Source organism: Halobacillus sp. Marseille-P3879 (assembly GCF_900240285.1).
Lineage (GTDB): Bacteria > Bacillota > Bacilli > Bacillales > Halobacillaceae > Halobacillus_A.
In genome coordinates, this window is sequence record NZ_OESS01000001.1 from 948314 (window position 1) to 971527 (window position 23214).

General features: G+C 40.8%; 20 protein-coding genes and 1 pseudogene. 12 read left to right on the plus strand and 9 right to left on the minus strand.

The genetic code is table 11. The features are described 5' to 3' along the window. Positions 1–68: 68 nt before the first annotated feature. The 4 genes and pseudogenes from C1A12_RS04745 to C1A12_RS04765 all read right to left on the minus strand — a co-directional run bounded on the left by C1A12_RS04745 (position 69) and on the right by C1A12_RS04765 (position 3565). Positions 69–536 (minus strand): FixH family protein, encoded by a 468-nt coding sequence (locus C1A12_RS04745; protein ID WP_101842687.1) that lies wholly within the window; start codon positions 534–536, stop codon positions 69–71. A gap of 26 nt (positions 537–562) precedes the next feature. Continuing rightward, positions 563–844 (minus strand): annotated as a pseudogene (locus C1A12_RS21325) (PepSY domain-containing protein); the annotation flags it as partial. An 818-nt stretch (positions 845–1662) separates the two neighbouring features. Continuing rightward, positions 1663–2382, minus strand: a complete 720-nt coding sequence (locus C1A12_RS04760) for a GntR family transcriptional regulator (protein ID WP_101842689.1) — start codon at positions 2380–2382, stop codon at positions 1663–1665. 79 nt (positions 2383–2461) lie between these two features. Further along, positions 2462–3565: a tartrate dehydrogenase gene (locus C1A12_RS04765; RefSeq protein ID WP_101842690.1), complete on the minus strand. Its 1104-nt coding sequence runs from the start codon at positions 3563–3565 to the stop codon at positions 2462–2464. A gap of 186 nt (positions 3566–3751) precedes the next feature. Here C1A12_RS04765 and C1A12_RS04770 point away from each other — a divergent pair, with 186 nt between their 5' ends. From C1A12_RS04770 to C1A12_RS21200, 5 genes are all read left to right on the plus strand, one after another. Continuing rightward, positions 3752–5386 carry a DASS family sodium-coupled anion symporter gene (locus tag C1A12_RS04770; protein ID WP_101842691.1) on the plus strand — a complete coding sequence of 545 codons (1635 nt, stop codon included), beginning with the start codon at positions 3752–3754 and terminating at the stop codon, positions 5384–5386. Between the two features lie 479 nt (positions 5387–5865). Then, complete coding sequence (locus C1A12_RS04775) at positions 5866–6735, plus strand: SDR family oxidoreductase (protein ID WP_101842692.1); 870 nt, start codon at positions 5866–5868, stop codon at positions 6733–6735. Positions 6736–6752: 17 nt separating this feature from the next. Then, positions 6753–7280, plus strand: a complete 528-nt coding sequence (locus C1A12_RS04780) for a D-lyxose/D-mannose family sugar isomerase (RefSeq protein ID WP_101842693.1) — start codon at positions 6753–6755, stop codon at positions 7278–7280. A gap of 222 nt (positions 7281–7502) precedes the next feature. Beyond that, entirely contained in the window at positions 7503–8759 is a 1257-nt protein-coding gene (locus C1A12_RS04785) for a YeeE/YedE family protein (RefSeq protein WP_101842694.1), read from the plus strand. Between the two features lie 125 nt (positions 8760–8884). Then, a complete protein-coding gene (locus C1A12_RS21200; RefSeq protein ID WP_200816547.1) occupies positions 8885–9052 on the plus strand; it encodes a hypothetical protein in 168 nt (55 codons plus the stop codon). Positions 9053–9201: 149 nt separating this feature from the next. Here the strand turns inward: C1A12_RS21200 and C1A12_RS04790 are convergent, their stop codons facing one another. Further along, the gene (locus C1A12_RS04790) at positions 9202–10086 is read right to left on the minus strand and encodes an AraC family transcriptional regulator (protein WP_101842695.1); all 885 of its coding nucleotides are present in this window, start codon (positions 10084–10086) and stop codon (positions 9202–9204) included. A 171-nt stretch (positions 10087–10257) separates the two neighbouring features. Between C1A12_RS04790 and C1A12_RS04795 the strand changes: the two genes are divergently transcribed. The 4 genes from C1A12_RS04795 to C1A12_RS04810 all read left to right on the plus strand — a co-directional run bounded on the left by C1A12_RS04795 (position 10258) and on the right by C1A12_RS04810 (position 14225). Further along, positions 10258–11910 (plus strand): catalase, encoded by a 1653-nt coding sequence (locus tag C1A12_RS04795; protein ID WP_101842696.1) that lies wholly within the window; start codon positions 10258–10260, stop codon positions 11908–11910. Between the two features lie 143 nt (positions 11911–12053). Continuing rightward, a complete protein-coding gene (locus C1A12_RS04800; protein ID WP_101842697.1) occupies positions 12054–12671 on the plus strand; it encodes a hypothetical protein in 618 nt (205 codons plus the stop codon). Between the two features lie 169 nt (positions 12672–12840). Next, positions 12841–13599: a gamma-glutamyl-gamma-aminobutyrate hydrolase family protein gene (locus tag C1A12_RS04805; RefSeq protein WP_101842698.1), complete on the plus strand. Its 759-nt coding sequence runs from the start codon at positions 12841–12843 to the stop codon at positions 13597–13599. After that, complete coding sequence (locus C1A12_RS04810; protein ID WP_101842699.1) at positions 13596–14225, plus strand: hypothetical protein; 630 nt, start codon at positions 13596–13598, stop codon at positions 14223–14225. Before C1A12_RS04805 ends, C1A12_RS04810 begins: the two co-directional genes overlap by 4 nt. An 81-nt stretch (positions 14226–14306) precedes the next feature. Here C1A12_RS04810 and C1A12_RS04815 read toward each other — a convergent pair whose 3' ends face one another. The 3 genes from C1A12_RS04815 to bla all read right to left on the minus strand — a co-directional run bounded on the left by C1A12_RS04815 (position 14307) and on the right by bla (position 17477). Further along, complete coding sequence (locus C1A12_RS04815; protein ID WP_101842700.1) at positions 14307–14972, minus strand: TrkA family potassium uptake protein; 666 nt, start codon at positions 14970–14972, stop codon at positions 14307–14309. A gap of 15 nt (positions 14973–14987) precedes the next feature. Next, positions 14988–16355, minus strand: coding sequence for a TrkH family potassium uptake protein (locus tag C1A12_RS04820; protein ID WP_101842701.1), 1368 nt, complete (start codon positions 16353–16355; stop codon positions 14988–14990). Positions 16356–16583: 228 nt separating this feature from the next. Then, positions 16584–17477: a class A beta-lactamase gene (gene bla, locus C1A12_RS04830; RefSeq protein ID WP_101843287.1), complete on the minus strand. Its 894-nt coding sequence runs from the start codon at positions 17475–17477 to the stop codon at positions 16584–16586. A 220-nt stretch (positions 17478–17697) separates the two neighbouring features. Between bla and C1A12_RS04835 the strand changes: the two genes are divergently transcribed. Further along, positions 17698–18135, plus strand: a complete 438-nt coding sequence (locus C1A12_RS04835; protein WP_101842703.1) for a cell wall hydrolase — start codon at positions 17698–17700, stop codon at positions 18133–18135. Between the two features lie 111 nt (positions 18136–18246). Here the strand turns inward: C1A12_RS04835 and C1A12_RS04840 are convergent, their stop codons facing one another. Continuing rightward, a complete protein-coding gene (locus tag C1A12_RS04840) occupies positions 18247–19800 on the minus strand; it encodes a glycosyltransferase family 2 protein (RefSeq protein ID WP_101842704.1) in 1554 nt (517 codons plus the stop codon). 229 nt (positions 19801–20029) lie between these two features. Between C1A12_RS04840 and galU the strand changes: the two genes are divergently transcribed. Both galU and C1A12_RS04850 read left to right on the plus strand, forming a co-directional pair. Continuing rightward, positions 20030–20917, plus strand: coding sequence for a UTP--glucose-1-phosphate uridylyltransferase GalU (galU, locus tag C1A12_RS04845; RefSeq protein WP_101842705.1), 888 nt, complete (start codon positions 20030–20032; stop codon positions 20915–20917). 334 nt (positions 20918–21251) lie between these two features. After that, a complete protein-coding gene (locus C1A12_RS04850) occupies positions 21252–23027 on the plus strand; it encodes a sigma-54-dependent Fis family transcriptional regulator (RefSeq protein ID WP_101842706.1) in 1776 nt (591 codons plus the stop codon). Positions 23028–23214 lie beyond the last annotated feature (187 nt).

Consider the following 23214-nt stretch of genomic DNA (forward strand, 5'->3'; position numbering starts at 1 on the left):
CAGCTCCAGGTGAAGGAGGCGATTATTATAATAGAAGTAACCGCCTCTTATCCTGGAAAACCGGGTAATTAATGATGAGGCTCTGAATTTGAATTTTGTTCTGGTGAATTCTCTTTGAGAGCCTCTCTTTCACTGTCAGAAAGTTCTCCCACGACAAACTGGGTTTGAGGAACAATGGTTGACCCATCATTCCCTGCATGTAATTTGGCATAATATAAGCCTTCACTCTCTAATTCTTTACTTAGACTGTACACCCCATCCCCGATATTCTTTACTTCTTCCATTCGGTATGAAACGGAACCATCCTGTTTCCACACCTCCATATGAACAAAGTCGGCATCGGGGACTCTTTGTCCAGACTGGGTGAGAATGACTTTGATTTCTTTATTTTCATTCGCATTAAATGATTCTGGGATGATAATTTCTGCCTTCAGGGGTGTTTCCTTTTTATAGAGAGAAGCGGCATCTTGTTTGAGGGAACATCCTGTCATCATCACAATCAAAAAAATAAGAGACATACCTATCTTTTTCTTCACGGAAAAACCCCCTTTACCAGTTAAGATTAAGCATTTAGAAAGTTTTTGACACTCGTTATTCTTTGGATGATCAGCCAGTCTATCAGCCACACCACGAGGAGAGACAAACCAACCAGCGGAAATACAAGTCCCAATGCTATAAAAAGAACAAGGAAGTATTTATTAATGGCACCGAATTGGGTTCCTTTATGAAGGGTAATACCCCATGCGACAGTTTTTCCAATCAAGCCGTAATGATCGTAGCGATAATCTGCCAGGATAGCACCAGAGTATTGATCGATATGGATAGTGGCTTCATCCTGAGCTTTACGCGTTCTTTAAGCGAGGTGCTTTTGGCGCACCTAATCCTTGTTGTGGTTTTCGTTTCCACCATAAGTATAAGCCGCTGACCGCTACAAGAATAATCCCTAAACAAATAAGCAGGCTGATGAATTGAAGGTAAGAAGAGAATTGCAGGCTAAAAAGAGAGGAAGATTTTTGATAGAGGAAATTCAAGTTGAAACTATGCTTCTCTTAGTGTAAGAGGCTAAAATGTAATTGTTTTTAAGAAGAATTGGAGCTGAGAAGTGGGGAATGGAATATGGAATGAAAAAGGTTTTAAATTGGTTTCTTTGTTTATAGTAAATGCATTAATTTCATATAAGGAGTAGAAAACAGGCTGGGAAAAAACTGAATAAATCATAAAATAATCCGAATGATTCTGTAGAAATCAGTTCGGATTATTTATGTTAAAAAGAATTCACACCATCGCTCCGTCAAAACACTTCGCTTTCCGTGGGCGCGGCCTCAGCTTCCTCGGAAAGCAAAGACCGCTTTCCTGTGGGATCTTCGGCTCGCGCTATTCCCACAGGAGTCTGCGTATTTTGACTAAGCTAATGATCTGCGTTTATACGAACGTTCGTTTTTTTGAATCACTGCTTTACTCATGTTTCAGTCCTTTCTAACTGAAATTATAGACATCAATTCAAGTTTAATATTGGGAGATTTTGATTGGAGAGGAGACCACTATTAGCTCTTGAAATGATGATTGGACCTATACGATTCCTACAAAGTCATTTGCAGCCAGCTAAGAAGAAAAACAACAGAACGAATAGGGGCAAACTCACCTTCAGCTCTACTAATCATCTTATAAGAATTTCAGAATTTCGTTTCTTGCTCTTTTTCTATGTGACTGCATAGAAACCTGAGCAGCTTCACCATCGCTTGCTCTCATGCAGGCTACAATAGCACGGTGTTCGACTATCGATTGAAAAGGTAATGGTCGTTTGTTTATAGTAATAAGGCGAGCTCGATATAATTGGTCTGCATGGACTTCTATAACGTTTGAGAGTCTATTATTTTCAGCATAGCCAATAATTTTGAAGTGAAATAAATTATCAAGCCTGGCCCATTCTGACAGGTCATTTTCGTTAATTGCTTGCTCTTGCTGTTCGATCAGCGTTTCTAACTCATTTAGCTCTTCATCATTAATAGTGTGTGTTGATAGCTTAGCAGCTAAACCTTCAAGCATTTCTACGACTTCGTAAATTTCACGCAAATCCTTAGCTTCAATAGGTTCGATTTCAAAACCTTTTCTTGGTATAAGGTTGACAACTCCCTCTGTTTGCAGGCGAATCAATGCTTCTCTGACTGGTGTACGGCTCATCCCGAGGACCTCTGCGATTTCTCGCTCAAGTATTGTCTTTCCAGGTAATAATTTAAGATTTCTAATGGCTAACCGAAGTATTTGGTAAGCTCGTTGGGGAAGCTTTCTCTCTGTCACATTCATTAGAATGGGTTCCAAATCTTGTTTAACTTTTTGGATGTTAATCGATGATTCAGCATTCTTCGTATGTTGCTCTTTCATAGTTCACCACTTCACTTTTTGTCTTTCTACTTATTATAACAAGAAGAGAAAATAAAAAGAGGGGCTCCCCTCTTTTTATTTAGACACGATTAGATACTCGTGTAGTTTTCGAAATGTGGGATATAATTGAATCCGTTACTTCCTTAGTCGTATTGTTACCTCCGATATCAGCCGTTAATATTCCATTTCTTGTTGTCGCTCTAATTGCATCATTGATTAAATGGGCTTCTTCAGGTAACCCTAAATGTTCCAGCATTAACGCTGCACTTCCGATCGTTCCGATAGGATTAGCGATTCCTTGGCCGGCGATATCCGGGGCAGAACCATGGACAGATTCAAACATGCTGGGAAAGCGGCCATCAAGATGTAAATTTGCACTTGGGGCAATGCCAAGGCTTCCTGCTAGAGCACTTCCCAGGTCAGATAAGATATCCGCATGCAAGTTTGAAGCAACCACCACTTCTAATTCTTCTGGGTGCAGCACGAACTGTGCGGCCATAGCATCCACAAGCCATTTATCTGTTTCCACTTCTGGGTATTCTTTGCTTACTCTCTCAAATACTTCATCCCACAATACCATTCCGTACTGCTGGGCATTACTTTTGGTTACACTCGTTACTTTTTTCCTTTTTCTTTTAAGGGCTACATTAAAGGCGTGTCTAATCACTCTTTCACATCCTTCTTCTGTGAAAACGGATGATTGGATGGCGACTTCTTTTCCTAGCCCTCTTCCTGTAAAATTGCGTCCGCCAATGCCTGAATATTCACCTTCTGTATTTTCCCTGACTAATACCCAATTTAAATCTTCTTTATTAGGATGGTTAAGCTTACCTTCTACGCCTGGTAGAAATTCAACAGGTCTGATGTTAGCCCATTGGTCAAAACCTTGACAAATAGCTAGACGAAGGCCCCAGAGGCTAATGTGGTCAGGGACAGTCGGGTAGCCAACAGCTCCAAAATAGATAGCATCGTGGTTTTTTATTTTATCCAACCCATCTTCGTCCATCATCTTTCCAGTTTCCAGATAATATTCACATCCCCATGGGAAGTAATCGCTTTCAAAGGTGAATCTGTTTAATGTACTAGATAGGTAATCAATAACTCGCAAACCCTCGTTTATTACTTCTTCACCAATTCCATCTCCTGGAATAACAGCTAATCGAAAATGCTTTTTGCTTTCCATACTTAAATTCCTCCTAATAGTAAGATTTGATTCATTATTCTAAATTTTAAATAATGTATACGTAATTGTCAAATTAATTCATGAAAAATAATAAATAACCGGTATTTACAAAATTTTATTGACTTTAATGTATACGTAAAGTATTATGAAAGCGTTACCAAATTTGAGGAAAGGAAGGATAAACGAATGTACTTTCATTCAGTATGGGGTCAATTATGGAGTTGGGACCGTAAGATTAGGAAAGATATAGGGAAAGCTGCATCTTTTTTATTTTTTAGTGTTTCAGCAAATGCTAGCGCAAAGGAAGAAGTCGACACCTCTAAAAAAGAAATAGAGAATAATTCTCCCCAACCAGGGAATTATTCTATTGCGCAAAGGTTAGGTTTGTTTCTTGGTCCTTTATTGTACTTTTTTATTACTTTACTACTTCATCCAGAAGGGATGAGTAGGGAAGCTGTACAAATGCTTGGTCTTATTAGTTGGATTGCCACCTGGTGGGTAACTGAAGCCCTGCCTATTCCTATAACATCCTTGCTCCCTCTTCTATTGTTTCCTATAACTGGGGTTATGGAGACAGGTGAAGTGTCCTCTTCTTATGGGGATCCTCTTATTTTTCTATTTGCCGGGAGCTTCATGATCGCTTTAACAATGGAGAAATGGAATTTTCATAAACGAATTGCACTAGCTATCATTGCCTTCATAGGGGGGAGTCCAACTATGATTATTCTAGGATTTATGGTGGCTACTGGGTTTTTGTCTATGTGGATTTCTAACACCGCCAGCACCATGATGATGGTTCCAATTAGTTTAGCTGTAACGAAACATGTAGCTGATTCATTAAAGAATAGGCGAGATGTTGATGTCTCTCCAGGAAACTTTCCGTTTGGAACCGCTATTATGCTTGGAACAGCATATTCGGCAACAATAGGGGGGTTTGGTACTTTAGTTGGAGCCCCTGCGAACACCATTTTAGCTGCAACGGTTAATAATTTGTACGGAATAGAGATCTCCTTTGCAAGATGGATTCTATTTGGGTTTCCCATGGTTATGCTGCTTATCCCGGTTGTTTGGTTTTACTTGGTTAAGATCGCTTATCCTATGGATATAAAGAATATCCCCGGCGGGCGTAAAATTGTAAAAAAAGAGCTGAAAGAACTCGGGAAAATGAATTATGAAGAAAAAGTAGTGTTAACTGTATTTTCCCTAACAGCCTTAGCTTGGATGACAAGAAGCCTGTTTCTTGAAAAATTCATTCCAGGTATTGATGATACGATAATCGCCTTGTTTGGAGCATTCGCTTTGTTTTTAATTCCTTCCAAAAATAAAGAAGGGAGTATACTGGACTGGAATACGGTATTAAAACTGCCATGGGGAATACTGTGGTTGTTTGGGGGTGGACTGGCTCTAGCTGCAGGGATTGTGAGTTCTGGACTGGATAAGTGGATTGGTAATCAACTCGTTAATTTTACTGATGTTCCTTTTTTTCTCATGGTAGGTTTAATTATAGCTGTAATTACCTTGCTCACAGAGTTTACGTCGAATACAGCTACCTCCACTATGGTTTATCCAATAGTTGCGGCAGGTGCTGCGGCTTTAGGAACTGATCCGATTATTCTCATGGTAGCTGCTTGTATGGGGGCAACATTTGCATTTATGTTCCCTGTGGCAGCTCCGCCTAACGCGATTGTATTTGCTACAGGTTATATAAAAATGAGTAAAATGGCGAAGACTGGCATTTGGCTGAATATTTGCAGTATCGTTTTTTCTATCGTTATTGTTTACTTCTTTGTGCCGTTTATATTTGGAGATTTATTGAATTAAAGAAATTATGATAAGTCCTTTATAATTAAAACCACGGAGACGCGAAAGTTCTTCGTGGTTTTCCTTTCCTCCTTTGCTTAATCCCTACCTTAACCTATTGATTATTCCTGGGGAAAAGACATGGATAACGATATGCTTGAAATAATCAGGTATGGCTGGTTGTGGGAATGGTGGAATCGTTTGGTTAGGAGAGTTAACGGGCGATACTTTTACAGTGGACGGGCACATAGGTATATAAGTGAGAAGAAATATTTAGCGTATTCCGCTTGAAAAGTTTCACTATAAAGAAAAGTTGTACTTAATTGAATACAGATGATAATTTTTAATGAAAAAAGAGGAAGATTCTCTCAACTTAAATGGGTGAATCTTCTCTTTTTTATCGAAATTTTCCATGCATCCGTTTACAAATGTTTACAGGCTTATAAGGTGAGGTAAGTTTTCTACATACACTAATGAATAATGACAAAGGAGAATGTGCGATGGATATTCATAAACGACAGGTTGGCGGCCAGCCTGAGCAGACCCAGGAGAGACAGCCGGGGATAGAATCTGAAATGGATCCACTTCCTGTTCAGCCGCTTGATTACAAAGGAAGCGAGAAGCTGGTAGATCAGGTTGCTCTGATCACAGGCGGTGACAGCGGCATTGGACGTGCGGTCGCGATTGCTTATGCGAAGGAAGGAGCTCATGTGGCGATCAATTACGTAAGCGGTGAAGAGAGTGATGCTGAGCAGACGAAGGAATGGATTGAACAGGAAGGGGTTCAATGTCTCTTAATTCCAGGGGATATTACTGAAGAAGATACCTGTAAGGAGTTAATAGAGAAGACCGTAGACCACTTCGGCCAGCTCGATATACTGGTCAACAACTCTGCGGTTCAATACCCGACTGATGATCTTCAAGACATTTCCTATGATCAATGGGATAAGACGTTTAAGACGAACATCTACTCGATCTTTCATTTAACTAAATTCGCACTGCCGCATTTAAAAGAAGGGAATTCAATCATCAATACAACTTCTGTCAACCCTTATAAAGGGAATCCGGTTCTCATTGACTATACGGCAACAAAAGGAGCCATTGTCGGTTTTACGCGCAGCATGGCAGCCAATCTCGTGGAAAAAGGCATCCGTGTCAATATGGTGGCACCAGGACCGATCTGGACCCCGCTGATTCCGGCGACCTTTGATGAAGAGAAGGTTGGAGAATTTGGAACCGACACACCGATGAACCGTCCTGGTCAGCCTTCAGAACTGGTAGGTCCATATGTATTGCTAGCTTCCAGAGAAGGTTCTTATATGACCGGACAGTGTATTCACGTCAACGGCGGTCAGATTATGACATCTTAGAAAGAGAGATGTATAGGATGAAAATAAACGAATTAACCGAACGAGACGTCCAGCGTAAAGCCAATGAATATTTTCAGAAGGCAGATGTGGTCTTAACTGATGATGAAATTCAGTCGATCCAGGTGAATGACTTCGGTCTCAATCGGCTCGATGAACTCGGCCTTCAACTGTTTGTCTACATTAATACGGACAGATACTGTGCGAAGGAATGGGTACTGTTCCCGCGCCAGACCTGCCCGGAGCATCTCCATCCGCCGGTAACAGACGGAGATCCCGGCAAGGAAGAAACATTTCGTGTGAAATTCGGCACGGTATACTTGTACGTAGAAGGAGAGCCCACGGTGCCTCCAAAAACTCAGCCGCCGGAAAGGGATCATGATTATTTCACAGCGGCTCATGAAGTCGTTCTTACAGCGGGTGATCAATATACAATCCCGCCGAATACGCGTCACTGGTTTCAGGCCGGGGAAACAGGAGCGGTCACAGCGGAATACTCGTCTCCAAGCACGGATGATTTTGATATTTTTACCCATCCGGATATTTAAGAACAAGCAGGGCCTTAGTGGTCCTGCTTTATTATCGAAAAAACACCATAGATCTATTAGAGGCACATCCGGAATATCAAGGAAGCCTTCATTTTAATAGGATAATATAATACTGTAAGCTAGCTGCCCATAATATGATTCTATTCTTTGACATTTCTAAGAATCCCCGTTATTCTAATGATGTAATTCCGACTATTTTTATAAGGAAAAGGGTGTTTTTAGATGGAAACAACAAGAGTTCAACCTATAGATGAAGTAAAAGACCCCGTGCAGCGAAAAGACGCCGACTTAAACAGCCCTCAAATGCCGCTGATTGTTGGCGGTCTCATCGTTGGGGCCATTTTAATGATATATCTCATGGTTACGCAAAATATCGTACAGTCGTTACTGCTCGTTATTGGTTTATTGCTTGGCTACACATTGTTTCATGCTCGTTTTGGGTTTACTTCTGCATTCCGCAGGATGATGTCGGTCGGTAATGGGCAGGCATTGCGTTCGCACATGTTAATGCTGGCTGTTGCCGTGACCTTATTTGCTCCGATTCTGGCATTTGGTTATTCCTTCTTCGGAGGGGAAGTAGCTGGATATGTGTCACCGGTAGGAGTAAGTCTTCTCGTAGGAGCATTTATGTTTGGGATAGGCATGCAGCTTGGAGGAGGATGTGCTTCTGGTACGCTTTATGCAGTAGGAGGCGGCCGTTCTGTCATGCTGGTCACGTTGCTGTTCTTTATCATCGGCTCTACGATTGGCGCGGCTCACCTGCCATTTTGGACAGAAGATCTTCCTGCTTTTGAACCTGTATCGCTTGCTACCTCTACAGGTTTTGGATATGGGGGAGCATGGCTGCTGTCCATTGGGCTGTTTGCCGTAGTGGCCTGGATTACCCTGGTCGTAGAAAAGAAGAAAAAAGCACCGAAGATGGCTCCTGTGCCATCAACGAGTGGATGGAAAAGAATCCTCCGCGGTTCATGGCCATTATTCGCAGCAGCGATTGTGTTAGCTGTTCTTAATGCACTAACGTTAATGACCCGGGGAGCACCTTGGGGCATCACTTCAGCTTTCGCCCTGTGGGGATCGAAAGTCGCCCAGTTCCTGGGCTTTGACGTTGCCAGCTGGGGATACTGGCAGGGAGAGAATGCAGCTGTATTAGATGCATCCATTTTTGCAGACTCTACCACCGTATTAAACTTAGGCGTTATTTTAGGAGCTTTCTTAGCCTCAGCAGCAGGCGGGCTATTCAAGTTCTCTAAGTTAAATGGAAAAAATGTAGCAGCTTCTGTGATCGGAGGCTTGTTCATGGGTTATGGCGCCCGACTTGCTTTCGGGTGTAATATCGGCGCCTACTTTGGCGGGATTGCATCGTTCAGCCTTCACGGCTACATTTGGGGAATCTTAGCATTAGGAGGAACCTTCCTGGCTCTTTACCTAAGACCATTATTTGGGTTATCCGTTCCGAAATCAAAAGATTCCTTCTGTTAAAAAGAAGTAAAAAAATCGCCATGTGATGTACTCACATGGCGATTTTTATTACACCGCCCAATGAACTTGTGTCTGTTTTATCATTGCTGTTATTTTAGGCTACTAACCAAACTGGAGGGATGCTTTTGGGTGCCATCTTGGCTGTATTGATTATAACAGTAGTCCTATTGGATTTCTTTATTTATGTCGATCGGAAACGATGGGGGTGGATGAAGAGCTGGACAAAATATCAGAAAGGCTTATTTTTTTCTAGCTTTATAGTTGTCACCATTTTATTTTACATAACGATTTGATAAATAAAAATTTATATAGGCTATTATACTACAAGTCTTAAAATTAGAATGGATGCTGGGAGCATGAAGGTTAAACTCCCAGAGAAAGATAGATTAAGCAGGAAAAGAGTCCAATATTAAGGACTCTTTTCTAAACAGTAAAGAATGCTTTAGCCTCGTCTTTGGATTGGAATATAAATATCAATCTGTTTGTTCTCTGCTCCGTAACATCTCTTATCATAGAGTTCGAAATCTACGATACCGCTATGTTCATACCCCGATTGAGGAAACCACTCTGTGAAGATGTAGTTCCAAGTAGACTGAATGGTAGATGGAAAAGATTCCTCGTCAGCCTTTGGTGTAGTAAACACCGTATAGGTCAGCTCCGGAAAACTTCTATACACCAATCCTTCAGGTGCTTCGCTTCCTTCTTCGACTTCCATCCCAATTACGTAGACGAACTCGCCTGTTTCCGGAGAAAAGTCAGTACAGATGCCAAGTTCTTCGTTGGTGTGCAGAGGATCGGGAATATTGGAGCTCAATTGATTCTGAAGGTACTGCTGCCAGAACTGAGGGATGTCTTTATCGTTCTGCCCATTTGTATTCTTTGTTTTTAGTTCATACCCAATGATGTGAAAAGCAGGTTTCGTAACTATTTTCGGTTTCATCTTTCGCCCTCCTGATAAACGTATTGGTTGAAGGCAGGCTTTGCCGAGAAAAGGGCCGGCGATTCGGTTTGAGCTGCGGTACTGCTTAGGGGAAACGCCATACCACTTTTTGAATGCCCGATTAAACGATTCATGATAGTGAAAGCCGACATCAAGGGCAATATCAATGACTTTCTCCTCTGAGTAAAATAGACGTTCTGCAGCAATAGTAAGCCTTCTTTTCCGGACATAATCGATCACAGGCTCTCCTACCATGGCTTGAAAGACACGATGAAAATGAAATGGGGAAAAGAAAGAAGCCTCAGCCAATTTTTCTACTGTGAGTTCTTTATCCACATTCTCTTCAATGTAATCGAGCGTTCGTTGTATGCAGTCCCTGTAATCCATACCGCTTTCACCTGCCTTACGTCCACAATATCAGCAAATCAGAATTTTCTCTTAACACTTTTTGCTATCTTCATTTTACATTAAGTATACTGGAAAAACTCACTCACTTCTGCATAAATTTTCTAGTTGGAGTTAAGATAAAGGCGACTACTGTGGAGGAGGTTTTTCATTTTGGCTGCTGATAAAAATAGGAACGCTACAAACGGGCAAGACAGGGAACGCGAGACCTTGACCACGCGCCAGGGGCGCCCTGTAACGGATAATCAAAACATCCGTACTATTGGGAATCGAGGTCCAGCCACGCTGGAGAATTACCATTTTATCGAAAAGATTTCTCATTTTGACCGGGAAGAGGTACCTGAGCGGGTCGTACATGCGCGAGGAGCAGGTGCCTTTGGATATTTCGAAACGTATGGAAAAGTCGGGGACGAGCCGGTAGAAAAATACACGCGGGCGAAAGTGTTCTCCGGCGCAGGAAAGAAAACCCCGTTAATGGTTCGGTTCTCCACTGTGGCTGGAGCGAAGGACGCCCCGGAAACCGATCGCGATCCCCGGGGCTTTGCGGTAAAAATGTATACAGAGGATGGAAACTGGGATTTAGTAGGGAACAACTTGAAGATCTTCTTTATTCGTGATGCGATGAAGTTCCCGGATATGATCCACGCGTTTAAAGCGGATCCGGCTTCAAATGTAAAAAATCCTGAGCGGATGTTTGACTTTGTTTCCCGTACCCCTGAGGCAACCCATATGATCACATTTCTGTTCTCACCGTGGGGGATCCCGGCCACGTACCGCCATATGCAGGGATCTGGAGTGAATACGTATAAATGGGTCAACGATAAAGGCGAGGCGGTTCTTGTAAAATATCACTGGGAACCGAAACAGGGAATACGGAACTTAACACAGGAAGAGGCTGACATGGTTCAGGCGAAAAACGTAAGTCATGCGACACAGGATTTATATGAATCGATTGAGCGTGGAGAGTATCCAGAGTGGGAGCTGTTCGTACAAATCATGGAGGATGGCTATCATCCGGAGCTTGATTTTGACCCGCTTGATGATACTAAGCTCTGGCCGGAGGAAAAGTTCCCCTGGAAGCGGGTGGGCCGCATGGTGCTTGACCGCAACCCCGAGGACTACCATGCGGAGATTGAGCAAGCCGCATTCGGTACGGGTGTGCTTGTCGATGGCATGGACTTCTCAGATGATAAAATGCTGCAAGGACGTACATTCTCGTACTCCGATACACAGCGTTACCGCGTAGGAGCAAACTACTTAAAACTGCCTGTGAACGCTCCTAAGACAGGAATTCGGACCAATCAGCAGCGCGGTCAAATGGATACACGCGACCCGAGAGAGTCTGGAGACAATCCGCATATTAACTATGAGCCATCCATGAAGGGCGGTTTCCAGGAAGCAGATGGGGCAAAAACTCCCCCGCATGAGCCAACGTACAATGCGGCGGCCATGAGTGCACCCATTGACCGGCCAAACAACTATGGCCAGGCGGGACATACGTATCGCAGTTTTGAGGATTGGGAGCGCGATGAATTAATTAACAACCTTTCAAACGCGCTGGCTGTTAGTGATGAGCGCATTCAAAAGGCCATGATCGAACACTTCACTCAGGCGGATAAAGATTATGGACGCCGGGTGAAGGAAGGGATTGAAGCTAAAATGAAAGAGATGCAGGAAATGGATAAAGGCAGTGAAGTTCCCGGCCGTGAACCAGGAGAGCAATCGAAATATGGCCAAGGGTCTTTTGCTCAGCATGAAGCGGCAGAAGAGGCCGTGAAGAAAAGCCACGAAGCTGATCCTTATTAATTTCAACACAAGAAGGCTGCCCGGAAAACTGACGGGCAGCCTTTATTTTAATCTAGCCAATAGAGCGCAAACTTCAGCTGGATATAGGTTGTGGTGAACTGATATCATGCAATTGGTTGGAATTTTGAAAAGGAGGTTATTTTTTGAAACAGCTATTTATCATTTTATCTGCCGGATTTATTCTTGCAGCGTGTTCTGATGCCTCTACAGAACCTGATGAGGAGCCAAGCTCTAAGGATACGCCTTCTTCAGCGGATTCCTTAGCCCTCAATTATTCAGAAATTCTCGATTATTATGGAAAGTTATACAATACAATTGATAGGTCAATGGCAGAGGGTAAGAATAAGGAGTATTACGAGGGTATATCTGATAATGCGCAAATCACTCTACAAACAGCTTTAGTATATGACCAGCTGGAGAATTTGTCCTATGAACATTTATCTGAATACATCTCAGATGAGGAAATAGAAGACGTAAAAGAGATTAATAGCTATTTATACGATGCCACTTACAATTTAACTGAATTAATGAAGGAAGAAGATTTCGATAAAGAGTCCATAACTCCCTATCTGACAGAACTTAAAGCAGAACTTGACGTAAGTGGAGTATCCAGCAGTGATTTAAACTATTTTAACTTAATTCGAAACCCGCGAGCTGTTGCAGAAGAAAACAGCGAGCAAGAAATCACCGAATTAGTTAATCAAATGCTGGATGATGCTAGAGACTTCTTTGAAACAACTCATACTATGTATTCCTCATAGGGAGGAGGCGGCTGCCGCATATGATAATCACCTTCTTACTAGATCCTTCCTTATTATAAAGACTGGGTATAGTATCCCGACGATACTAACAAAATAATAGACAACAGCAAGAATGAATAAAGTCTGCGATAAACCCTTTTAATGAATAATGAAGGAAAGTGATGATGTAATGAAACAGCTGATTCGACCTCTAATTGGAATTACCAGTTCAACAGTTAACCATAATAACATTCCAAGCATTAATCTACACGAGAAATATATACAAGCTGTTATCCAGGCCGGAGGAATTCCTGCTGTCATTCCAGCGGGCACCGAAAAAGGAATGGCGGAAGCGTGGCTCGCCGTCTGCAGCGGCATTATTTTAAGCGGCGGGGAAGATGTTGATCCATACTCATACCAGGCAGAACCGTACCCTAAAATGCAAAAAACGAATGGGAAGCGTGACAAATTAGAAATTGAAATCGTGAAGCAAGCACAGAATCAAAATAAACCGATCCTGGCTATTTGCAGAGGCCTTACAATGGTAAATGCTGCGCTAGGAGGAACAGTCATCCAGGATATTGAAACGAACCTGCCAAACGCCATAAATCATTTTCAACAGGCAGCGAGACCTGAACCTACCCACGAAATTCAGATTGATCCTCAGAGCCGGATTTTTCAAATTTTCAATCGTTCAAACATTCGAGTAAACAGCATGCATCACCAGGCCATTGACCAACTCTCCCCTGTCCTTAAACCAGTGGCTGTTGCTTCGGATGGTATAATTGAAGCCGTTGAGGGAAGCAGCGAAACCTCATTGCTGTGGGGAATTCAGTGGCACCCTGAAGAAATGGCGAGTGAAGACCCAGGTATGCAGCAGCTGTTTAAAGAGTTTGTAGCTGAGTGTACAAACAAAGGCAATAATCAAGAGGATGTGAGAACTTTATGAAATCTGAAAAACTGGACCATGTGTGGTACGCAAGCTATGGTTCTAATTTAAATAGAGACCGTTTTTTATGTTACATAAAAGGAGGCAAACCTGAGGGGTCAGAGAAAGTAGAGACAGGATGCAAAGACCCGACTCTTCCTATTGAAGAAGCCACATATATCATGCATTATCCTTTATATTTTGCAAAGGAATCCGGCCGCTGGCAGCGAAAAGGTGTAGGGTTTATAGGCTTACAACAGGATCCTAAACAGCGTACGTACAGCAGGAAATATTTAATAACCGTCGAGCAGTTTAAGGACGTGGTAAAACAGGAAAATAACGGGATTGCGCTGGATATCGATCTAGATAAAATTATGGAGCAGAAATATAAGACTATAAAAGATTCATGGTATGGAACGATCTTATACTTAGGTGATGAGGGCGGGTATCCTGTCCTGACTTTTACAGCTGACTGGGATTTAGATGTTCCTTTTAATTCCCCATCGAAAGAGTATTTAAGTATGATTATTCACGGATTGCAATCGACCTTAGGTTTAGAGAATCAAGAAATCATTGATTATCTTAGTACAAAGCCGGGGATAGAGGGGTCTTACACAGAGAATGATATAGCGCAGTTAATTAAGTAGTTGATCGTAAAACAGAAACCCCCCATAAAAAGGTCTGGTGTATCGATCCTGACTCCTTATGAGGGGGTTTTTTATAGGCTGTTAATCTTCCACCACAAGGTTTTTCTCAAAACGGTTTACATCCTTATCTGCACCAATGACAATTAAAACATCGCTTTCTTTAACTTCCTCCGTTGCCATTGGTGATACAATGACATCCTTACCACGCTTTATGGCCACGATGTTACATCCGTACTGAGCGCGGATATCCAAATCGACCAGTGTCTTCCCGCTCATTTTTCTTCCTGCTCTTACTTCAACGACACTGTGATCGTCTGATAACTCGATATAGTCTAATATGTTGTCTGAAACGATATGGTGAGCGATCCGCCTTCCCATGTCTCTTTCCGGGTGAACTACTTGATCTGCACCAATTTTGTTTAAAATCTTCTCATGATAATCGTTTTGCGCTTTTACTGTAATCTTCTTAATGCCCATTTCTTCAAGAATTAAAGTCGTTAACATGCTCGCTTGAATGTTATCTCCGATAGCTACAATCACATGGTCAATGTTTGAAAAACCTAATTCTTTAAGCACTAACTCATCCGTCGAGTCAGCCATGACAGCATGAGAGACAATATCTCTGTATTCATTAACTTTATGCTCGTCGAGGTCCACTGCCAGAACCTCCATCCCCTCACGACTCAATTCTTTGCATATACTGCCGCCGAAACGACCAAGTCCTATGACTGCAAATGTTTTTTTCATATTGTATTCCTCCTGTTAACCGATAATCATTGATTCTTTTGGATAATGGTAGTTATCCTTGATGCCTTTGCCTCTAATAATGAATAAGAAAGAGAAAATTCCGATCCGTCCAATAAACATGAGACAGATAATGATAATTTTACCGGCTGTATGCAAATCAGGAGTAATTCCCATGGATAATCCGGTAGTTCCAAAGGCAGAACAGGCTTCAAACATTATTTGCACCAGTGTAAATTGCGGTTCAAAATAATTTAATAATATGACAGCCAGGGCTGTAATAGCTATGGCTGTATTAATAACGATGAATGACCGAAAGATATCATCCGGATCTATTTCACGTCTGAATACCCGTACACTGCTTTTGCCGCGCGCATAAGCGATGACGCTTAATAAACAGATAGCAAACGTGGTCGTTCTAATACCGCCTCCTACACTGCTTGGAGATGCACCGATAAACATAAGAATGCAGATCACGAGTAAGGTGGGTGCACTAAACTCTGCAACATCCATTGTAGCAAGCCCTCCATTCCTCGTGGTGACTGATTGGAAAAGAGAGAAGAAAAAGGCCTCGTGCCATGACTTATCTGCAAAAAAATGGTTCCTGTCCAAAAGGTAAATTAAAATGGTACCTACCACGACGAGAGCACCAAACGTGATGGAGGTCAACTTAGCGAATAATGAAAAGTTGATATAGCTCTTTTTATTATGAGTGAGATAATCTTTAATCTCGATAAGAACAGGAAAACCAATCGCCCCTAAAGTCAGTAAGAGGATATTAATAAATTGAACAAAATAGTCGTCTTCAAACATGACCAGGGAAACCCCTGTGATATCAAAGCCCGCGTTGGTTGTTGCACTAACGGAGGCAAACATCCCCTGAACAATGGCATCTCCTACGGTAGGAAAGTACTGAGTGAAGTAAATGCTTAAGATAACGGCACCAATCATCTCAATCAGGAGGATGATCAATAGTATTTGTTTAATCAACTTTACCATTCCAGCAAACGTTGATCGGTTCTGGTCCGTTTTAATCAATTCTCTACGTTTCAATCCGATTCTTTTCCCGAGTAAGAGCCAAATAAAAGTTCCCAGTGTCATAACGCCTATTCCCCCGAACTGGAGGATAAACATCAAAACAAAGTAACCTGGTGTGTTAAATGTTTCCATCGTTGAGGTAACAGTCAACCCTGTGACGCTTACAGCACTGACCGCCGTGAATAAAGAATCGATGAAACTTAACTCTACCCCTTCTTTATGTAAAAATGGGAGGCTTATGAGAATAGTTGAAACCAGGACAGCAGTTGCATAGAATAAGACAATCACCTGAAAAGGAGTTAACTGGTTGAAATATCTGTTGAATTTTGGTTTAAAGTTTTTTAACATAGGTATTCTCCTTCAGACAAAAACAATACGAGTTATCTTTGAATTTTATACGTTCCTGACTGCTATTACAATATTAATTATGGCGTGGTTACAACCGCAGGTTAAAATTCTTGGAGTAATGATTAAAAAGAAACATTAAATGGATTGGAAAGTAAAGCGAAAGGATAGTCACTAAATTAATAAAACCCAGAAATCAATGGATGACCTCTGGGCAGTTAATTTTCATCTTTATTTAAAGATATCGAATATGACTTCGGCAGACTGTTCAATCAGCGCATCGTCATATTCGGCATCTTCCATATCATGACGTGACATAATTGCCATAACGATAGGGTCTCGGTTTGGCGGCCAAACAACTGCAATATCGTTTCTCGTGCCGAAACTTCCAGCCCCACTCTTATCAACCACTTCCCAATCCTCAGGTGCGCCCGCTCGAATGAGTGTATCTCCTGTAGCATTGCCCCGCATCCAATCCACAAGCAATTTACGCTTATCATTCGAAAGCAAGTCATCGACTGCGAAGGTCTGGAGACTGGCAGCAAGCGCGCGTGGTGTGCTGGTATCCCTGGAGTCTCCTGGAGTGAACTCATTTAATTCAGGCTCGTACCGATCCGCCTCGATAACGTTATCGCCGATTTGCCTCAGTGCCATTTCAAACTTTTCAGGTCCTCCTAGTGCCTCAAATAAGAGGTTACCTGCTGTGTTGTCGCTAGTCCGGACTGCCGCCTCACTTAGTTCCAAAAGAGTCATACCCTCATCTGCGTTTTCCTTGGTAACTGGAGAATAAGGCACCAAATCATCCTCCGTGTACGTGATGACTTCCTTAAGCTCAGCCGTAGATTTCTGCTGCAGCAAGGTACCTGCAGCTAATGCTTTATAAGTGGAAGTGAAGGCGAAACGTTCCTCTGGCCGATATTCGATAGTTTGATCTGTACCCATATCGATCGCATAAATACCAATCTGGGCGTCGAACTTATCCTCGAGCTCGGCAAATTTTTGATTTGTATCTGCCTTTTTGTCCGCTTCTTTACCCATAGCAGATGAATCCTTAGTTGAACTGTCTGCATTCATGCAGCCTGCGAGGGTGATTACGGGGAGAAATAATAGGAATATTATAAACATATGGCTGAATTGGAGTTTTTTCACATCGACACCTCTTTCCCATGGAAAATTATTTATTGATCATAATTATAGCTCTAACTGGTAAGTTTTCCATAAATATGTTTTACAGGGACGGGGAGACCTTCAATACAGACTTAAAAACATTAGACTAAAGCCCAACAACCATGAATTCGTAAATATTGTATCAAACCGTTTCATACAATATTTTTGGGGTGATAAAATGCCACGAGTAAAGTTTACAGATTCCGACGTTGCCTTAATGGCCAGGATGATGAGAGCGGAAGCGGTGGGTGAAGGAAAACAGGGGATGTTGTACGTCGGAAATGTGATTGTTAATCGAGCGGTAGCGGATTGTTTAGACTTTAGAGATGTAAGAACGATTTATGATGTTATTTATCAAGTGCAGGGAGGAAATTATTCTTTTGAGGCTGTCCAAAAGGGGAATCTTTTTTATAACAGAGCGAGATCTGTTGAGAAAAGATTAGCAAGACAAAATTTAAATTTTTGGAGGCAGCACCCAGCAAAATATTCTCTTTGGTATTTCGCACCAGGAGGAGAATGTCCTCCAACGTGGTTCGGTCAAACTTTTGCAGGTCAATTCAAAAATCATTGTTATTATGAACCGGAACCTGGCACGTGTGATAGTGTTTATAGATAAGTTTAAGCCTGTATTCCTTTTTCCCGCATTCCTCATCAAATCAATTATAAAAAGGGGTTTCCATCTGTGGAAATCCCTTTTTAAATTTTGCAATCTCTAAGTCTCTTATAATCACTTACCTTTTCTTACTTTGAGTGATAAGTTCCCATTTACCGTTTGATAGAATTTATACTTTTTCTTACCTGAACTTAGTTCATATTCAGCATCCGAATCTTTGCTTATCATCACACTTTCGTAATCGTCATATTGAAGACGCATCACATAACCGCCCCTATGAAGAGTCTTTAAGTGATCGGTTCTTATTTTTAATTTGAGACGGTTCTTATTTTGGGACAAGGATTTCTCTACATTAAATACCTTTAAGATTGACGTTCTGCTATTAAATTCAATTGATTGAAATTCAGGGATATGGTGCCCTGCTAATTCAATCTCAAACACTATAAGACCTTTCTTTTCTTGCTCCCTGATCACTTTTGCTTCTACCGGTATTTCCAGTGGAACATCCACGCCGTTATTTAAATGAGCCACTGTATAGGGGAGCCCGTCAGTATAAGTATGGGATTCTTCCCCGCCTTCAGCAGACCATTCAGCAAGTGCTTGAACATTGTTATACTGCTTGGTTGTTAAAAAATTAAAGAAAGCTTTGTTTAACGGCTTATGAATGATATCTCCTAACGTATACGGTCGGTCGTAGCTGTTAAATACATTGATTACTTCTTCAAAAGCATCGTAATATGACTCTTTTTGGTTACTGTTGATGAAATGTCTTCGATTAAATAGTCGCGTGATGCTGTCGAATTCAACAAGACGGTTTACGATCATTTTTTCTTCTTCGATTTTTAAATTTTTATTTAAGACATATTTTAATACAGCAATATTGGTATCCATCTTTTCCATAATGTCCGTTTGTTTGGTTAACGAATCGTTTCCAGGTATACGATTTAAGTAATAAATCGGCTCTGTCGTAGTAGAGATCTTTCCAACAGAAGTAAGAACATCGATAAAAAATTGTTTATCTTCGGCATATTTCATTTCTGGAAAACGAAGCTTATTTTTCCTTATAAAAGATAATCGCATCATTCTCGCGCGAGGACCAAGATGATAAAAGATATGAGGGATTGAAAATGGTGAAACATTGGTTCTGTTCTTACAAGACTCATACTTCCCTATAATTTTCTCAGACTTTGCATTCACCTGAATGGTCTTGCCTACCGCATAATCACTTTTTGTACTTTCTAACACGTGATAAAGATGTTGGATCCCATCGTGAGCCAGCCAGTCATCTGCATCCAGAAAAGTTAAGTATTTGGAATTAGCTAAGTGGGCTCCCAAATTTCTTGGAAAAGCCGGTGTCCCCGTATTTTCGTCCAAGAAAACAACTACAATATTAGAATAGAGCTCAGAATACCGCTTTAAAATGGTCCTTGATTTATCGTTTGAACCATCGTCCACTAAGATAATCGTAATGTTTGAGAAGCCTATATTCTGCACAATGACCGAATCGACGGTTTTTGCTAAATATTTCTCCGCATTGTAAACAGGAATTACGACGGTAACCTCTGTTTTCGTACTTAACGCTTTGTAGTTATGCACTTTGTAGTTTATTTTTTCAAAATATTGGTCTTCAAAACTTCTAGTAAAAGGTAATATTTTCTTGAAATCCATGGTCATTCTCCTCATTTTAAAGATGAATAATGGAAAGATACGCATAAATCTATCAACTATCCCAATTTCATAAGTAGTATCATACCATGGTTTCCATATTAATCCAAAATTAATTTTTCCTATTTTTTCAATTTATATTTATTTAGTACTTATTTCATGAAAAAATGCATTGTTGTAACATAAGAAATTAAGTATAATCAGGTTATTATGTAAATTTTTGGAGGCTACCATGAAATCTATTAAAAAAGCAATTATTCCCGCAGCTGGTTTAGGAACTAGATTTCTTCCTGCGACTAAAGCCATGCCTAAAGAAATGCTCCCCATTGTTGATCGTCCCACTATTGAATATATTGTAGAAGAAGCTATTGACTCCGGCATTGAAGATATTATTATTGTGACGGGAAAAGGAAAGAGAGCCATAGAAGACCACTTTGACAGTGCCTTTGAACTTGAGGACAGTTTAGCTAAAAAAGAGAAATTCGATATGCTCGAGGAAGTAAGAAAATCGGCTAAGGTAGACATTCACTATATTAGGCAAAAAGAACCAAAAGGTTTAGGTCATGCGATTTGGTGTGCAAGAAAATTCATTGGTCATGAACCATTTGCTGTATTACTCGGGGACGACATTATTAAAAGTGAAACACCTTGTTTAAGTCAGCTTATGGATGAATACAGTGCGGTCCAATCTTCTGTAATAGGTGTTCAGTTTGTCCCGGATGAGCACACCCACCGTTACGGTATCATTGATCCAGCTGAGCAAACAGGCAGAAGGTTTAAGGTTGACCGTTTCGTAGAAAAACCTTCGCAGAATGAATCTCCTTCTAATATGGGAATTGTAGGGAGATACATTCTGGAACCTGAAATCTTTGACTATTTAAGTGAACATAAGATAGGGGCAGGAGGAGAAATTCAACTGACCGACGCTATCGAACAATTAAACAGGCTGAAACCAGTCTATGCGTATGAATTTGAAGGCCGCCGTTACGACGTAGGAGAGAAGTTCGGCTTTATCCAAACCACTCTTGAACTCGCTCTTGCGAGAGAAGATTTACGTCAGCCGATAAAAGACTATATAAATGAGCTTCACGAGAAGTTAAACGTGGCGGATAAGGTCTAAGTCGAGGATTATAAGTGCTATCTAACGAGCTTTATAGAACAAGAAATAGGTCGTTTTAAGCAAAAACGGCTCGGGTCAAAACTGAATAAATCATAAAATAATCCGAACGATTTTGTTGAAATCAGTTCGGATTATTTATTTGGCAAGAAAGGATTTAGACCATCGTTCCGTCAAACACTTCGCTTTTTCGCGGACAAGACCTTAAGATTCCTCGAAAAAACAAAGTGCGTGATCTTCGACTCGCGCTCATGAATTATTTTCCTTGAAAACATTCATGTTATGTATTAAATCTTGATTCTTCAATCAGAGTATGAAAAAATAAAGGTGTTTAAATATGCAACGATTGAAGGTGTGGGAAATGATAAATATCTTAGTAATTGCCCCATACCAAGGGCTTGCTCAAATTGCTAAAAGTTATCAAAATTACGATGAGGAACTTAAAATTGATATAAAAACGGGGAATCTTGAGGCTGGTGTAGAAATAGCGAAAACAGCTGAGTCCGAGGGTTACGATATTATTATTAGTCGTGGCGGAACTGCCAGCTTAATTGAAGAACAGACAAGTGTGCCTGTGGTGGATATAAAAATAAGCGGATACGACATGCTTCGGATTTTCACATTACTTAGAGGGACGAATGGTAAGGCAGCTTTGGTCGGCTTTTCTAATATTTCCCGCGGAGCTTCTACTATATGCAGTATTTTAGATATGGAAGTAAAGACAATCACGATTAACAGCGGGGAAGAAGTAACTGCTCATCTGGATGGATTAAAAAGAAAAGGTTATTCCGTAGTGATTGGGGATGTAGTAACGGTTCAACAGGCTGAAAAGATTGGATTGCAGGGAATATTAATAACTTCTGGAAAAGAAGCGGTTTTGGATTCATTTGAGGAAGCAAAGCGTCTTTTCTATTTATTTCAGGGGATGCAGTCTCAAGCTTCGGTTTATTCTGAGGCTGTAGAACATTTTCCACAGCCTATGATCACTCTAAATAAACAGGGAGAAGTGGTTTTTAAAAATTACTTGTTTAGAGAGTATTTGGATGAGGGGATCATTCAACATTCGCAGTTTCAAGAGCTTTTAGATCAGGTGTTTTTTGAAGAAAAGGAAGTGTGGAAAACTGTTGCCCACCTTAATATAAATTACCAGTTGCGAGGCTATCCATTAAATGGTGAAGAAAAATTGGTGAATGTCATAATTTATAAGGACTTTTTGGTAGAAGAAGAGGGTATAAAAGTACATTCGCGCCTTTCTCATATTAAAGTATCTGGGAAGAGTCCTTTTGCTAAAAATATGAGAGGTAACCTGGGACGTTTTGCTAAAATGAGATCTCCTTTATGGATAGAAGGCGAGCAGGGCACGGGTAAGATGCTCTTGGCAGGTAACCTTCATTTTGAAACTTATGGGCATCGTGTTCCTTTAATCACTATCAATTTACAAAAGGTATCGGTTGAACAGTTATATGATAGGTTTACAAGCCAATTTGACAGGTTACCGAAAGAGGGAACAATTGTATTGCTGAACATTCATGAACTTGACAAGGGAGATCAGCTAAAAATAAAAATATTTGTGCAAAGACTGACTGAGTATTATAAAGTGATTATTGTTTCAAATGATGGTATGGCTGAGCTTGTCAGAAAAAAACAGTTGGAACATGACCTGTACTATAAACTGCCTAACACGTTGATTTATTTGCCTCCACTCGCTGATCGGCTGGAGGACTTAAAAGATCTGGTCCAAGCATTTATTACTCAAAGTCATATGAATTATGGAAATGAAACGATTGGAATTCGTGAAAATGCTCTCTCGAAATTATTAGAATATCCGTGGCCGGGGAATATAGACCAGCTAAAGAAAATGGTCGAAAAACTAATAGCAATAAGTGATACTTCGTATATAGAGTTAAAAGACGTTGAAAAAACCCTGCAGGAAATTGATCAACCCTCTTCGGAGGAGGACATGGAGAACATCATCGAAATAGATGGAACGTTAAAGGATATGGAGAAGCGAATTATTCAGCAGGTGATGAAACAAGAAAATAATAACCAATCGAAAGTAGCGAAAAGGCTGGGAATTAATCGAACCACATTATGGCGCAAACTAAATTCATAGTTTGCGTCTTTTTTGTTGCAAAAATAAACAAAAAATAATGAAGCAACTCTTAATCTCTCATTTTTTATTCATTTTTTAATAATTTCCTGTTGCATAATAAAAATGTAAGCGTTATTATCGTAGTATGAAATCGCTTTACTAAGTGTCATTTGTTTCATTTTGTAACAGTTATGATAGAATAGGAGGA

What these genes read in the sequence shown, in the direction of transcription:
- C1A12_RS04835 (WP_101842703.1), top strand. Translation starts at nt 17,698, where the DNA reads ATGCCACGAGTAAAGTTTACAGATTCCGACGTTGCCTTAATGGCCAGG.
- C1A12_RS04820 (WP_101842701.1), bottom strand. Translation starts at nt 16,355, where the DNA reads ATGTTAAAAAACTTTAAACCAAAATTCAACAGATATTTCAACCAGTTA.
- C1A12_RS04815 (WP_101842700.1), bottom strand. Translation starts at nt 14,972, where the DNA reads ATGAAAAAAACATTTGCAGTCATAGGACTTGGTCGTTTCGGCGGCAGT.
- C1A12_RS04775 (WP_101842692.1), top strand. Translation starts at nt 5,866, where the DNA reads ATGGATATTCATAAACGACAGGTTGGCGGCCAGCCTGAGCAGACCCAG.
- C1A12_RS04760 (WP_101842689.1), bottom strand. Translation starts at nt 2,382, where the DNA reads ATGAAAGAGCAACATACGAAGAATGCTGAATCATCGATTAACATCCAA.
- C1A12_RS04840 (WP_101842704.1), bottom strand. Translation starts at nt 19,800, where the DNA reads ATGGATTTCAAGAAAATATTACCTTTTACTAGAAGTTTTGAAGACCAA.
- C1A12_RS04780 (WP_101842693.1), top strand. Translation starts at nt 6,753, where the DNA reads ATGAAAATAAACGAATTAACCGAACGAGACGTCCAGCGTAAAGCCAAT.
- C1A12_RS04850 (WP_101842706.1), top strand. Translation starts at nt 21,252, where the DNA reads ATGCAACGATTGAAGGTGTGGGAAATGATAAATATCTTAGTAATTGCC.
- galU (WP_101842705.1), top strand. Translation starts at nt 20,030, where the DNA reads ATGAAATCTATTAAAAAAGCAATTATTCCCGCAGCTGGTTTAGGAACT.
- C1A12_RS04810 (WP_101842699.1), top strand. Translation starts at nt 13,596, where the DNA reads ATGAAATCTGAAAAACTGGACCATGTGTGGTACGCAAGCTATGGTTCT.
- C1A12_RS04790 (WP_101842695.1), bottom strand. Translation starts at nt 10,086, where the DNA reads ATGGATTACAGGGACTGCATACAACGAACGCTCGATTACATTGAAGAG.
- C1A12_RS04770 (WP_101842691.1), top strand. Translation starts at nt 3,752, where the DNA reads ATGTACTTTCATTCAGTATGGGGTCAATTATGGAGTTGGGACCGTAAG.
- C1A12_RS04785 (WP_101842694.1), top strand. Translation starts at nt 7,503, where the DNA reads ATGGAAACAACAAGAGTTCAACCTATAGATGAAGTAAAAGACCCCGTG.
- C1A12_RS04765 (WP_101842690.1), bottom strand. Translation starts at nt 3,565, where the DNA reads ATGGAAAGCAAAAAGCATTTTCGATTAGCTGTTATTCCAGGAGATGGA.
- bla (WP_101843287.1), bottom strand. Translation starts at nt 17,477, where the DNA reads ATGTTTATAATATTCCTATTATTTCTCCCCGTAATCACCCTCGCAGGC.
- C1A12_RS04805 (WP_101842698.1), top strand. Translation starts at nt 12,841, where the DNA reads ATGAAACAGCTGATTCGACCTCTAATTGGAATTACCAGTTCAACAGTT.